Here is a 13181-nt window from a genome sequence, read left to right as displayed (position 1 = left end):
TTTTCAGGCGTTTAGCTGAAAAAAGGGCTTGACGCTAAAGTCCCGCGCTGTAGAATGCGCACCCACAGCAGGCACGTAGCTCAGTTGGTTAGAGCACCACCTTGACATGGTGGGGGTCGTTGGTTCGAATCCAATCGTGCCTACCAAACAAAACCCGCACTGCTGGCGGGCAAGAAAAAAGGCGATCCGAAAGGGTCGCCTTTTTTCGTTTGGGGATGGATTGGAAAGGCCCCTGTAGGCAACGCTTCAGATCCATCCCGGCGACTGGGGCTCGATGAGCAATAGCGTGGCACCGCCATTCCACCGTCGCCAGCTGCCCTTGAGTAGCGGCCCGCCCCTCAAGGGCAGGCCGCTAGCACTGCTGCTCGGCATTCTTCTGACCCGAGTCATCCCGACGACCTGTTGTTCGGCCATGGTCCTTGCCCCAACGAAGGCGAAGAACTAGGCGTCTCGCTGCCGGGCGGTCATCGGCCATGTGAGCGCAACGAATGCCATCCCGCCACCCACCAGCAGCAGCGCGGCACTCAGGCTCCAATGCTGCGCGACGAAGCCGATGGCGGCCGGGCCAAAGAGAATGCCGGCGTAGCCGATTGTGGTGATCGCTGCAATGGCGTGGCTTGTGGGCATCCGGGTCTGCCTTCCGGCGGCACTGAAGAGCACGGGGACGATGTTGGAAGCTCCGAGGCCAACCAGCAGGAAGCCTGCGAAGGCAAGGGGCTGGCTAGGGGCCAGGACCGCCATCAGGAAGCCTGCCGCGGCGAGTAGACCGCCGCCTACGACCACTTTCAGGCCGCCCAGCGTCTTCACGATCCAGTCGCCGGTCAGGCGGCCGATGGTCATCGCCAGCGCGAATACCGTGTAACCGAAGCCGGCCTGCGCCGGCTCTACGCCATGCGCATCGATCAGGAACAGGGCGCTCCAGTCCAGGATCGCGCCTTCGCCGAGAAAAATCAGAAAACAGAGCAGGCCGATGAAGGCGACGATCCCGCGCGGCAGCGTAAATAGTGGGGTATGCCCGGCGTCATGATTGCCGTAGGGCAGCAGACCTTTGATTGAAGCGGCGAGTAGAACGATCAGCAGCGCGCTGAACACCAGGGTCGCAACCAGCGGTTGGATTCCAGCCCCCAGCAGAACGCTCATGCCGCCGGCGCCGACGATCCCGCCGACACTGAACAGGCCGTGGAAGCCGGACATCATGTTGCGCCCGCTGTCCTTCTCGACCATCACGGCCTGGATGTTGATTGCGACATCCAGAGCGCCAACGCTGGCCCCGAACAGGGCCAGGGCTATGGCCATGCCGAGAAGCGAATCGGCGACCGCAAGCAGCGGCAGCACCAGCGCCAGTGCCACCGAGCTGGTCGCGATCACTGCACGGCATCCGAAGCGGCTGGCGAGGATGCCGACGATGGGCATCGCGACAATGGATCCCAGGCCCAGGCAAAGCAGCAGGAGGCCAAGCGTCGAATCATCGGCGCCGATCCTCGCCTTGGCGACGGGCACCAGGGGTGCCCACGCGGCCATGGCCGAACCCGCAATGAGGAAGCCGGCGCGGGTCGCCCATTGCTCGATCGCTCCCGAAGGCTGTTGGGCAGCGAGTTGCACATGTTGCATTGGAGAGGCTCCGAAATAAGACGGCAGTAGGGGTAATCACACCTCATACCAGTGTTAGCTGATCATGCATGATTAAGCAAGATTACGCACAATCGTGCATTTCAGGACGATATGCGCAGAGCTGGATGACCATGTTTGATCCGAGCGTTGGCAGCCGCCTGGCGGGGAGGTATCGGCGGGGCCTGGTAGCTCTGCCTGCGGGGAGGTGAAGGCCTGTACGAACTTGTGGGCGAAGTGGAGCTGCAACGCGCCAACAGGCCTGGGTTTCATCTGCACATCGACTGCCTTTCCTGCAGCGGCAGCCCATGTCTGGCGCCTTGAAGTTTTAGGTGCCGGCGGCTGTGGACAGGTTTCGCCAAGGCTTATGCGGGGAGGGGTATGGGTTTGGGGTCAGCTGGACCTGACAAAACCAAATTCCCATCGGTGGCGGGTAATAGAAAGGGCGATCCGAGAGATCGCCCTTTTCGTGTTTGCCTGTGCTGTACGCCGTGATCGAGGCGGACTTGCCGGGCATGGAGTCGTTTAACCGGGCGACCTTGCAATCGCCCTGTTGTGCGTCCCAAGCCATCAACTGCTCGGGGTGACGGTCTCGGTGAAGGAGCCTGCCGGCTGCAGCCCGTGCCTGTTCGCCGTGAAGTCCAGCGCCGTCGAGGCATAGCGCACGCCATCCTGAACCTGCTTGAGCGTCAGGTTGGCCTCATAGAACTTGTCGCTGGCCAGTTGCTTGGCCGCCTGGTCGACGTCCGTCATGGTCTGCTTGAGCGGTGCCAGGGCAATGGCCGTATCGATATCCACATCGGCCAGGCGCAGGGTTTCCGCAGCACCCTTGGCGTCGCCATGCTTGAGTTTGTTATTTGCATCGGCCACTGCCTTAACCTTCTGCGGGCTGGCCATATAACTGTCCTGCACCACGGTATCGCCCCAGATAGGTAGCCAGGAGGTTACAGCGGTACTGGTATCGGCCTTGCCCTGATTGTCCTTGACCTGTAATTCACTCGCGGCTTTTTTCAGCGCGGTATTATCCGACTGCGCAAGTTTGAGTGCCTGCTGGGCGTCCTTGACATGGGACACTGCTTGCTTCGTTTGCCCCTGGAAGAGCTCCAGGCGTGCCGCGGAGATGTCGGTGAAGGCCCGTTGCCCCTGGGTGGACAGGGCCTGGAAGCTGCCCAGCTCGTTTGTCGAGGGGGCTTGGTTCGCGGCGATGGCCGCAGACGAGCAGGCGGCTACGATGGCGACGACCAGCATGCTCTTTGCCAGTTTATTCTTGACGTTCATTTGCTGCCTCCAGCGGATATGCAATTGAAGTAAGGCTATCGCTCAGGTACCAGAACCAGGTTCTGCAGTGCCTGGAATCGATACTCCGCCGTATCGCTTAACACTGGATTAATAAGGGTGGGGCTTTTCTTGAATAATTGCTGAACGAATTTGCGCGGCTAAATCTGGGTGATCTTGCCGTACTTGATACAGGTAAGAGTTTTATTGAGTCCGGCATAAGTTTGTTTTGCGCGGTAAAACTTTTCGGAAGTCCACGTCGATCTTCCGTGGATCATTCGAATAGGGGTGTGACCGCTTGCCTCGGTCGTGAGGCCCTGGGTTTTCACGTAGACTGACGGACGATTTTTCTTGGGCTTCGTTGCTTCGCCAGGCGCGAGCAGGGCCCGTTACCGCGAGGAGCGAGTGATGACGCAGGGTGGTGAAGGCCGGCAGATCGGCAAGGGTGGTTGCCTGGGATTGATCCTGCTGTCGATCCTGTTCGCGGTCGTGGTCTTCGGCTCCATCATCTACGTCTATCGCCACAATGCGACGCCGGTCAGCCGCGCCAACGAGCAGCAGGCCATCGACCAGTGCCTGGCGCGGGCCAACGCCGCGGACACCTCGCCGGCCGATCGCCAGGCGCTGATGGAAAACTGCCAGGAAATGCAGAAGCAGTTCCTCAAGAAGTACCCCGATGCGGCGCGCTAGGTAGATGACAGTCCCTTGCGAGGTTGCGCTAGGTCTCAGTTTCTGAAAGGATTTCCGTCCCAAACTTTCCAGTGATCCTTTCGCGTCGCCCGGAATGCCTTGCGGCCCTGCCACTGTGCGGCGGGATTTCCAGCGGTGCGGCTGCTTACTGGCCAATCCCACCATGTGGCCCTTGGTATGGGTCACCACTGAGTTGAGGAGGCGCCATGCCTGTCATTACTCTCCCTGACGGTAGCCAACGTCCATTCGACAAGCCCGTCACCGTAGCCGAAGTCGCCCAGTCCATTGGTGCCGGTCTTGCCAAGGCCACCATCGCCGGTCGCGTCGACGGCCAGCTGCGCGATGCCAGCGATCTCATCGAGCAGGATGCCAACCTGCAGATCATCACCGCCAAGGACGAGGACGGTCTGGAGATCATCCGCCACTCCTGCGCCCACCTGGTGGGTCATGCGGTCAAGCAGCTGTTCCCGACCGCCAGGATGGTCATTGGTCCGGTGATCGATGAGGGCTTCTACTACGACATCTCCTTCGAGCGTCCCTTCACCCTCGATGACCTCTCGGCCATCGAGACGCGGATGCGCGAGCTGATCGACAAGGACTACGACGTCATCAAGAAGATGACGCCGCGCGCCGAGGTCATCGAGGTGTTCAAGGCCCGGGGTGAGGAGTACAAGCTGCGCCTGATCGACGACATGCCCGAGGAGCAGGCCATGGGCCTGTACTACCACGAGGAATACGTCGACATGTGCCGGGGCCCCCACGTGCCCAACACCCGTTTCCTCAAGGCGTTCAAGCTGACCAAGCTGTCCGGCGCCTACTGGCGTGGCGACGCCAAGAACGAACAGCTGCAGCGCATCTATGGCACCGCCTGGGCGGACAAGAAGCAGCTGGCGGCCTATATCCAGCGCATCGAGGAAGCCGAGAAGCGCGACCATCGTCGCATCGGCAAGCAGCTCGACCTCTTCCACCTGCAGGAAGAAGCGCCCGGCATGGTGTTCTGGCACGCCAATGGCTGGACCGTCTACCAGGTGCTCGAGCAGTACATGCGCAAGGTCCAGCGCGACCACGGCTACCAGGAGATCAAGACGCCCCAGGTGGTCGATCGCGTTCTGTGGGAGCGTTCGGGTCACTGGTCCAACTACGCCGAAGGCATGTTCACCACGGCCTCGGAAAGTCGTGACTTCGCGATCAAGCCGATGAACTGCCCCTGCCATGTGCAGGTGTTCAACCAGGGCCTGAAGTCCTACCGCGACCTGCCGCTGCGCCTGGCCGAATTCGGTGCCTGCCACCGCAATGAGCCGTCCGGTGCCTTGCACGGCATCATGCGCGTGCGCGGCTTCACCCAGGATGACGCCCACATCTTCTGCACGGAAGAGCAGGTCAAGCAGGAAGCCGACAACTTCATCAAGCTGACCCTGCAGGTCTATGCCGACTTCGGTTTCACCGACGTGATCATGAAGCTCTCCACCCGGCCCGCCAAGCGCGTCGGTTCCGAAGAGCTGTGGGATCGCGCCGAGAAGGCCCTGGCCGATGCGCTGGATGCCTCGGGTCTGGACTGGGAATACCAGCCGGGCGAGGGCGCCTTCTACGGGCCGAAGATCGAATTCACCCTCAAGGACTGCCTGGGTCGTCAGTGGCAGTGTGGTACCCTGCAATACGATCCGAACCTCCCGGAGCGTCTCGATGCCAGCTACATCTCCGAGGACAACAGCCGTCAGCGTCCAGTGATGCTGCACCGCGCCATCCTCGGTTCCTTCGAGCGTTTCATCGGCATGCTCATCGAGCACTATGCCGGTCTGTTCCCGGCGTGGCTCGCCCCGACCCAGGCGGTAGTGCTCAATATCACCGACAAGCAGGCCGATTTTGCCCAGCAGGTCGTCGGCGAATTGAACGCTGAGGGCTTCCGAGCCAAAGCCGACTTGAGAAACGAGAAGATCGGCTTTAAAATCCGTGAGCATACTTTGCTCAAGGTTCCCTATCTCCTGGTTATTGGAGACCGGGAGGTTGAGACACGATCCGTTGCCGTGCGTACCCGCGAAGGCGTTGACCTGGGCTCCATGCCCGTCGAGCGTTTCCGCGAGCTGCTCACGCAAGCGGTTTCCCGGCGTGGCCGGCAAGATTCGGAGTAATCACTATCAAGCAGCGTGACATGAGACAAGACAAGCGAGCCGCACCCCGGGCACCGATCAACGAAAATATCACCGCCCGGGAAGTTCGCCTTATTGGCGCCGATGGTCAGCAAGTAGGCATCGTCTCCATCCAGGAGGCCCTGCAGGCTGCTGAAGACGCCAAGCTGGATCTGGTGGAAATCACCGCCGACGCCCTACCTCCGGTCTGCCGGATCATGGACTACGGCAAGCACGTCTTCGAGAAGAAGAAGCAAGTCGCGGCGGCGAAGAAGAACCAGAAGCAGGCTCAGGTCAAAGAAATCAAGTTTCGTCCAGGGACGGAAGAAGGGGATTACCAGGTAAAACTACGCAACCTGGTACGTTTCCTAACCGAGGGGGACAAAGCCAAGGTCTCGTTGAGATTCCGCGGCCGGGAGATGGCCCACCAGGAGCTGGGCATGGAGCTGTTGAAGCGGGTCGAAGCTGACCTCGTCGAACACGGCGCCGTTGAGCAGCATCCTAAGATGGAAGGACGCCAACTCATCATGGTCATCGCCCCCAAGAAGAAAAAGTAACTACCAGGGCACTGGCAGGCCTTGCTGTTATGCGTAATCACCCAATGCGGAGTATCCGAACATGCCAAAGATGAAAACCAAAAGCGGCGCTGCGAAGCGCTTCGTGAAAACTGCTGGTGGCATCAAGCACAAGCACGCTTTCAAGAGCCACATTCTGACCAAGATGACCACCAAGCGTAAGCGTCAGCTGCGCGGTACGTCGCTGATGCATGCATCCGACGTCCAAAAGGTCGAGCGCATGCTGCGCCTTCGTTAATCCTGGTTAAGAATTTAAAGGAAGTTACTCATGGCTCGTGTTAAGCGTGGCGTTATCGCTCGTCGCCGTCACAAGAAAATCCTGAAGCTCGCAAAAGGCTACTACGGTGCCCGTTCGCGCGTCTTCCGCGTCGCTAAGCAAGCGGTAATCAAGGCAGGCCAATACGCCTACCGTGACCGCCGTCAGAAGAAGCGTCAGTTCCGCGCTCTGTGGATCGCTCGTATCAACGCTGGTGCTCGTATCAACGGTCTGTCCTACAGCCGTCTGATCGCCGGCCTGAAGAAAGCGGCCATCGAGATCGACCGTAAGGTACTGGCCGATCTGGCCGTGAACGAAAAAGCGGCGTTTGCTGCGATTGTCGAGAAAGCTAAAGCTTCGCTGGCTTAAGCCCCCCGGCAATCTCGCGCCTCTGGCGCGAAGCAACGTTATCAATAGGGGAAGAGCCTCATAGCTCTTCCCCTATTTTGTATCTGGAGTCCCTAGATGGAAAACCTGGATGCGCTGGTCTCCCAAGCACTGGAGGCCGTGCGGCACACCGAAGACACCAATGCCCTGGAACAGCTCCGGGTCAATTACCTGGGCAAGAAGGGTGAACTGACCCAGATCATGAAGACCCTGGGCCACCTCACGGCGGAGGAGCGTCCCCAGGCCGGCGCGCTGATCAACGCCGCCAAGGAACGTGTCCAGGACGCAATCAACAGCCGCAAGGCGACGCTGGAGCAGGCCGCCCTGGCCGCTCGCCTCGCTGCGGAACGCATCGACGTGACCCTGCCCGGGCGTGGTCAGGCCTCGGGTGGCCTGCACCCGGTCACCCGCACCCTGGAGCGTATCGAGCGCCTGTTCGCCAACATCGGTTATGGCGTCGCCACCGGTCCCGAGATCGAAGACGACTACCACAACTTCGAAGCGCTCAACATCCCCGGCCACCACCCGGCGCGGGCGATGCACGACACCTTCTACTTCAACGCCAACATGCTGCTGCGCACCCACACCTCACCGGTGCAGATCCGCACCATGGAGAGCCAGCAGCCGCCGATCCGCATCATCTGCCCGGGTCGGGTTTATCGCTGCGACAGCGATCAGACTCACTCGCCCATGTTCCATCAGGTCGAAGGCCTGGTGATCGACGAGGAAGTCAGCTTCGCCGACCTCAAGAGCACCCTGGTGACCTTCCTGCGCGAGTTCTTCGAGGAAGAGCTGGAAGTACGCTTCCGTCCCTCCTACTTCCCCTTCACCGAGCCGTCGGCCGAGGTGGACATCCGCCGCCCAAGTCGCGATGGCGAACCAGCCTCGCGCTGGCTCGAGGTGCTGGGCTGCGGCATGGTCCATCCCAATGTCCTGCGCATGGCCGGCATCGATCCGGAGAAGTACCAGGGCTTCGCCTTCGGCATGGGCGCCGAGCGCCTGGCCATGTTGCGCTACGGGGTCAACGACCTGCGCCTCTTCTTCGACAACGATCTGCGCTTCCTGGCGCAATTCCGCTAGCTGCCAGACGGGAGTCCTATGAAATTCAGTGAACAATGGCTGCGTAGCTGGGTGAACCCTGCGGCTACGCACGAGGATCTGGTTGCCCGGCTGTCGATGGCCGGCCTGGAAGTGGACGGCGTCGAAGCGGCGGCCGGGCGTTTCCAGGGCGTCATCGTCGGCGAGGTGGTCTCCGTCGAGCGCCATCCCGATGCCGACAAGCTCAACGTCTGCCAGGTGAGCAACGGTCAGGAATCCTTCCAGGTGGTCTGCGGCGCGCCCAATGTGCGCGCGGGCCTGAAGGTGCCTTTCGCCACCGTCGGCGCCACGCTGCCGGGCGACTTCACCATCAAGAAGGCCAAGCTGCGCGGCGTGGAATCCCACGGCATGCTCTGCTCGGCCAGCGAACTGCAGATCAGTGACGACAACAGCGGCCTGCTGGAGCTGCCGGCCGGCGCGCCGGTGGGCGAGAGCATCCGCAGCTACCTGCAACTGGACGACGCCATCATCGACGTCGACCTGACCCCGAACCGCGGCGATTGCCTGTCCATCGCCGGTCTGGCGCGGGAAGTAGGTGCCCTGTACAACGCTACGGTCGAGCCCCTGCAGGTCGAGGCCGTAGCGGCTACGCACCAGGAGACCCGTCCGGTCGAGGTGCTGACACCCCAGGCCTGCCCGCGCTACCTGGGTCGTGTGGTCAAGAACGTCGACCTGTCCCGTCCCACGCCGGACTGGATGGTCGAGCGTCTGCGCCGCAGTGGCGTGCGCAGCATCGACGCCGCCGTCGACGTCACCAACTACGTGATGCTCGAACTGGGTCAGCCCATGCATGCCTTCGATCTGGACCAGATCAAGGGCGGCATCCGCGTGCGCCTGGCCGATGCCGGCGAGCGTCTGGTGCTGCTGGATGGCCAGGACATCGAACTGCGCAACGACACCCTGGTGATCGCCGACCATGAGCGCGCCCTGGCCATCGCCGGCGTCATGGGCGGCGAGCACAGCGGTGTGGCCGCCGGTAGCCGTGACCTGTTCCTGGAAAGCGCCTTCTTCGACACCATCGCCGTCGCCGGCAAGGCCCGTTCCTATGGCCTGCACACCGACTCCTCCCACCGCTTCGAGCGGGGCGTGGACTTCGAGCTGGCACGCAAGGCCATGGAGCGGGCGACCCGCCTGCTGCTGGACATCGTCGGCGGCGAACCGGGTCCGGTCATCGAGGCGGTGAGTGCCGAGCACCTGCCGCAGGTCGAACCGATCCTGCTGCGCGCCGAGCGCATCGAACGCGTCCTGGGGCTGACCCTGGATGACGCCCAGGTCGAGCGTCTGCTCAGCGGCCTGGGTCTGGCCGTAGCTCGCCTGGAAGCCGGTCGCTGGCAGGTAGGCGTACCCAGCCACAGATTCGATATCAGCATCGAGGTGGACCTGATCGAAGAACTGGCGCGCCTCTATGGCTACAACCAGCTGCCGATCCGCTTCCCCCAGGCCCGCCTGGCGCCGCAACCGCTGCCCGAGAGCAAGGGCGAGCTGAGCCAGCTGCGTCGCCTGCTGGTGGCCCGCGGTTACCAGGAAGCCATCACCTACAGCTTCATCGACGAAAAGACCTTCCGTCTGTTCGCCCCCGAGGCCCAGCCGGTGATGCTGGCGAATCCCATCTCCACCGACATGGTCGCCATGCGCTCGTCGCTGTGGCCGGGTCTGGTCAAGGCCGTGCAGTACAACCTCAACCGCCAGCAGGACCGCGTCCGGCTGTTCGAATCGGGGCTGAGATTTGTCGGTCAGCTGGAAGGCCTGGTGCAGGAAAGTGTCCTGGCTGGCGCGGTCTGTGGTTCGCGTCTGCCGGAGAGCTGGTCGTCCGGGCGTGAGGCGGTGGACTTCTTCGACGTCAAGGCCGATGTCGAGGCGCTGCTGGCGCAGTCCGGTGCGGGTACTGACTTCCGCTTCGTCGCAGGCGAGCATCCGGCGTTGCATCCGGGGCAGACCGCGCTGATTGAAAGGGCAGGGCAGCCGGTGGGCTACCTGGGCGCCCTGCATCCGGAAGTGGCGCGTGAGCTGGATGTGGATCGTCCGGTGTTCCTCTTTGAGCTGGTGCTGGATGCCCTCACTACCGGCAGTCTGCCGCGCTTTGGCGAGCTATCACGCTTCCCCGAAGTGCGGCGTGACCTGGCGCTGGTGGTGGACGAAACCGTAGCCGCAGGCGACCTCCTGACCGACATCCGCGAAAACGCCGGAGAAGGCCTCAAGGAGCTGCGTCTGTTCGACGTCTACCAAGGCAAAGGTATTGATCCACATAGAAAAAGCGTCGCCATCGGCTTGACCTTGCAACATCCATCGCGCACATTAACCGATGAAGAAGTCAACGAAACGACGCAGAAAATCCTCGTTTCTCTGGAAAGAAGGTTCAACGCCACCTTAAGGAAATAGTGCATGGGGGCCCTGACGAAAGCTGAGATGGCCGAACGTCTGTTTGAAGAGCTCGGTCTGAACAAACGTGAAGCCAAGGAATTGGTCGAACTGTTCTTCGAAGAAATTCGTCATGCGCTCGAAAGCAACGAGCAGGTCAAGTTGTCCGGTTTCGGCAACTTCGACCTGCGCGACAAGCGCCAGCGCCCCGGACGCAATCCCAAGACGGGGGAGGAGATACCCATCACGGCACGCCGTGTGGTGACCTTCCGCCCCGGGCAGAAACTGAAAGCCAGGGTCGAGGCCTATGCTGGAACCAAGTCATAACGACGAACTGCCGGTCATACCGGGCAAGCGCTACTTCACCATCGGTGAGGTGAGCGATCTCTGCCTGGTCAAACCGCACGTGCTGCGCTACTGGGAGCAGGAATTTCCCCAGCTGAACCCGGTGAAGCGCCGCGGCAACCGGCGCTACTACCAGCGCCACGACGTGCTGATGATCCGCCAGATCCGCTCCTTGCTGTACAACGAAGGCTTCACCATCGGCGGGGCGCGCCAGCGTCTCACCCAGGGCGACGAGACCCGCGACGAGGGTTCGCAGTACCACCAGCTCATCCGCCAGATGATCAGCGAACTCGAAGAAGTCCTCGTCGTACTGAAAAAGTGAAAAAAAGCTTCCACTAATCAAAGTGTTGCAGTAAGATGCACGCCGTTCCCTAGGGAACACAGTCGGGGCGTAGCGCAGCCTGGTAGCGCACTTGCATGGGGTGCAAGGGGTCGAGTGTTCGAATCACTCCGTCCCGACCAAATTAACGAAAAGGCTCAAGCACTTAGTTGCTTGGGCCTTTTTCGTTTCTAGGCTCCAATCAAAATCCGAGCAAAACCAGCTGGCTACCCTGCTTAGGTGCTACCAGCGTTCAGTTTTGATATTAGGCTGCCGGCTGGTAGCCAAGTCGACTCTATAGGCGCAACGAGTTCTGCTAAATCTTGACGGCCCGGACAGTGTAGAAAAGCCTCTGAGGCTTGGTGCTGCTGCATCTGCCGACACCTTGTTTCCTCTGCTACAGCCTAGTTCTATCGATGCCAAATCAGGACGTAGCCCTGAAATCCGTGCAGCTATCGACTTGTCGGTCATGTTCGATCAGTTTTTATTGCTAAATGAGCATGCCTGATGGAGAAGAGCCCAACGATAGCGTTGGGCTCTTCCGATCACTCAACGTCCTTTGCTACATCCGCCCCAGCGGACGTCAATTTTACGGGCGGCTTCAGAGAGCGCTGTCCTTGCGTGTCTACCGAAAGATGACCTTTTTGGATAAGTCCATGCTCTTGCAGGTCCTGAAGGACATCCATGACGGCCTCTTCGCCATGATGGTTGTCGAGAATTTCGTTACCCAGGCCTTCCGGATGCGAGTGATACAGGCGGCGCAAGATTTCAGCTTTGAGTTCTGCATTGATAGCCATGTGGTCTCCTCGTATGTGTGCAAAGGTTATGACCGTCATTGAGATGGCCAGTGCCTGCGAAGCAGCTGCCAAATATCTTTTTGAGCGTCCTTATGCGCGGATTGCGGGGCTTTGCAGTACTTCGATGTTCGAAACTGAAATGTATTGAGGGTCACGAGTTTTTCGTCACCCTTTTGACACCAGAGCTCTTTGCGCTCGCTGGTTCTGGTGTTATCGAGTCGATCGTTTATGAAGGGAACTAAAACCTCATCGTCGACCTGAGTCAGGGGCTGATCGCCTGATTGAGTGCTTTCTGAGCTCACTAACTTCTGGAGATTTGGTCGATGGGCCTGATCACATTCCTTCGATAAAGAGCGGCAATTGACTTTCGCGCTATGGTTTTTCTCCTTGGCGCTCGCTTTGGGTGACCTGCTCCCTGCTTTCAATACGCTGCTGAAATTAGCAGACTCCGTCTTTCGAACAGTCGACGGCAGTGAAAAAGCGTTTTACCCAGGAGCAGGTCTTCGACCTTCTTAAATAGGCAGAAGCCGGTAAGCTGGTGACGGAGCTTGGTTGGTGGCGCAGTCTCAGTAATGCCTCGTTTATGCTTAGCGCACTAAGTTTGGCGGTATGACTGTGCCGGACGCTAGCTAGATAGCTGAAAGATCTAGAGAACAGGCGGCTGAACACGCTGCTGGTCGAAGCATGCCTCGACATTGAACCTCTCAAAGTAGTCGCCCGTTAGGAAGGTAAGTTCGACAGCGCGGCGGAAAGTGTTGCAAGAGATGCAGCCGCGAACCGGCATCTTCAAGCACTGCGCCTGTAGGCTGATCGGGCTGTCTCACTCAGTGCTGCTACCGGCCTCGTACCAATGAGCAAAATAGCGAGCTACAAGCTTAACTGGTGGAGCTTGCCCTTGAGTGTCGCCGCTTTAGCTATCGGCGCCTATACATTCTACTGCGGCATGTCTGAGTGTCGGTCGGCCACAGCCGGATTTATCGCCTGTGCCGTGCTGCAGGCTTGAGCGTTAAGCGCCAGAGACGCCGCCACGGTGTTGAGGTAGAGCGCTAGCGCTTGCGCCTTGCTTAGTGCATCGGGCTGAGTCTGCAATGGACTTTGTCTTCGATGCGCTCAGCACAGGGCAACGGATCGAATGCCTGGCATTGGTTTTTGACTCTACTGAGAAGGCGGGTGACATCTTGGTGGGAGACGGGATAAGCGGCGTTCGTGTCACCCGGACACTGGACGAGATGGCGTATTTCCGAGGCTACCTAGGCGCAATCCGCACCAACCAAGGTCCAAAATTCACTGGAAAAGCGCTTTATAAATGGCCTGCCAACGTAATTACCCTATATTGGGTATGGGCGA

12 protein-coding genes, 2 tRNA genes and 1 pseudogene are annotated in these 13181 nt (G+C 60.2%); 12 read left to right on the top strand and 3 right to left on the bottom strand.

What is annotated here, in order from left to right:
* Nucleotides 1-69: 69 nt before the first annotated feature.
* Nucleotides 70-146 (top strand) — tRNA-Val (locus tag PVZ72_RS03160).
* A 295-nt stretch (nucleotides 147-441) separates the two neighbouring features.
* Here PVZ72_RS03160 and PVZ72_RS03155 read toward each other — a convergent pair.
* Both PVZ72_RS03155 and PVZ72_RS03150 read right to left on the bottom strand, forming a co-directional pair.
* Nucleotides 442-1611 carry an MFS transporter gene (locus PVZ72_RS03155; protein WP_273861200.1) on the bottom strand — a complete coding sequence of 390 codons (1170 nt, stop codon included), beginning with the start codon at nucleotides 1609-1611 and terminating at the stop codon, nucleotides 442-444.
* Between the two features lie 567 nt (nucleotides 1612-2178).
* On the bottom strand, nucleotides 2179-2886 hold the full coding sequence (locus PVZ72_RS03150; RefSeq protein WP_273861199.1) for a YfdX family protein: 708 nt from the start codon (nucleotides 2884-2886) through the stop codon (nucleotides 2179-2181).
* 405 nt (nucleotides 2887-3291) lie between these two features.
* Here PVZ72_RS03150 and PVZ72_RS03145 point away from each other — a divergent pair, with 405 nt between their 5' ends.
* The 10 genes from PVZ72_RS03145 to PVZ72_RS03100 all read left to right on the top strand — a co-directional run bounded on the left by PVZ72_RS03145 (nucleotide 3292) and on the right by PVZ72_RS03100 (nucleotide 11180).
* Nucleotides 3292-3573: a hypothetical protein gene (locus PVZ72_RS03145; protein WP_158891983.1), complete on the top strand. Its 282-nt coding sequence runs from the start codon at nucleotides 3292-3294 to the stop codon at nucleotides 3571-3573.
* 206 nt (nucleotides 3574-3779) lie between these two features.
* Nucleotides 3780-5702, top strand: coding sequence for a threonine--tRNA ligase (gene thrS / locus PVZ72_RS03140; protein ID WP_273861198.1), 1923 nt, complete (start codon nucleotides 3780-3782; stop codon nucleotides 5700-5702).
* A gap of 20 nt (nucleotides 5703-5722) precedes the next feature.
* Nucleotides 5723-6256: a translation initiation factor IF-3 gene (infC, locus tag PVZ72_RS03135; RefSeq protein WP_158891979.1), complete on the top strand. Its 534-nt coding sequence runs from the start codon at nucleotides 5723-5725 to the stop codon at nucleotides 6254-6256.
* A gap of 61 nt (nucleotides 6257-6317) precedes the next feature.
* Nucleotides 6318-6512: a 50S ribosomal protein L35 gene (gene rpmI / locus PVZ72_RS03130; protein ID WP_007159200.1), complete on the top strand. Its 195-nt coding sequence runs from the start codon at nucleotides 6318-6320 to the stop codon at nucleotides 6510-6512.
* A gap of 30 nt (nucleotides 6513-6542) precedes the next feature.
* Entirely contained in the window at nucleotides 6543-6899 is a 357-nt protein-coding gene (gene rplT, locus PVZ72_RS03125; RefSeq protein ID WP_007159199.1) for a 50S ribosomal protein L20, read from the top strand.
* A gap of 96 nt (nucleotides 6900-6995) precedes the next feature.
* Nucleotides 6996-7997 (top strand): phenylalanine--tRNA ligase subunit alpha, encoded by a 1002-nt coding sequence (gene pheS / locus PVZ72_RS03120; protein WP_017638834.1) that lies wholly within the window; start codon nucleotides 6996-6998, stop codon nucleotides 7995-7997.
* Nucleotides 7998-8015: 18 nt separating this feature from the next.
* Nucleotides 8016-10394: a phenylalanine--tRNA ligase subunit beta gene (gene pheT / locus PVZ72_RS03115; protein WP_273861197.1), complete on the top strand. Its 2379-nt coding sequence runs from the start codon at nucleotides 8016-8018 to the stop codon at nucleotides 10392-10394.
* Nucleotides 10395-10397: 3 nt separating this feature from the next.
* Nucleotides 10398-10700, top strand: a complete 303-nt coding sequence (gene ihfA / locus PVZ72_RS03110; protein ID WP_007159196.1) for an integration host factor subunit alpha — start codon at nucleotides 10398-10400, stop codon at nucleotides 10698-10700.
* The gene (locus tag PVZ72_RS03105; RefSeq protein ID WP_007159195.1) at nucleotides 10681-11040 is read left to right on the top strand and encodes a MerR family transcriptional regulator; all 360 of its coding nucleotides are present in this window, start codon (nucleotides 10681-10683) and stop codon (nucleotides 11038-11040) included. Before ihfA ends, PVZ72_RS03105 begins: the two co-directional genes overlap by 20 nt.
* Before the next feature lie 63 nt (nucleotides 11041-11103).
* A tRNA-Pro gene (locus PVZ72_RS03100) sits at nucleotides 11104-11180 on the top strand.
* 402 nt (nucleotides 11181-11582) lie between these two features.
* Here the strand turns inward: PVZ72_RS03100 and PVZ72_RS03095 are convergent.
* Complete coding sequence (locus PVZ72_RS03095) at nucleotides 11583-11834, bottom strand: hypothetical protein (protein WP_273861196.1); 252 nt, start codon at nucleotides 11832-11834, stop codon at nucleotides 11583-11585.
* Nucleotides 11835-12306: 472 nt separating this feature from the next.
* On the opposite strand from PVZ72_RS03095, the pseudogene PVZ72_RS03090 reads away from it, so the two are divergent.
* Nucleotides 12307-13144, top strand: a pseudogene (locus tag PVZ72_RS03090) (IS3 family transposase); the annotation flags it as partial.
* Nucleotides 13145-13181: the final 37 nt, after the last annotated feature.

It is taken from the genome of Pseudomonas sp. LA5, assembly GCF_028640825.1.
Taxonomy (GTDB): domain Bacteria; phylum Pseudomonadota; class Gammaproteobacteria; order Pseudomonadales; family Pseudomonadaceae; genus Chryseomonas; species Chryseomonas aestiva.
This window is presented reverse-complemented; position numbering and strand designations above follow the sequence as displayed.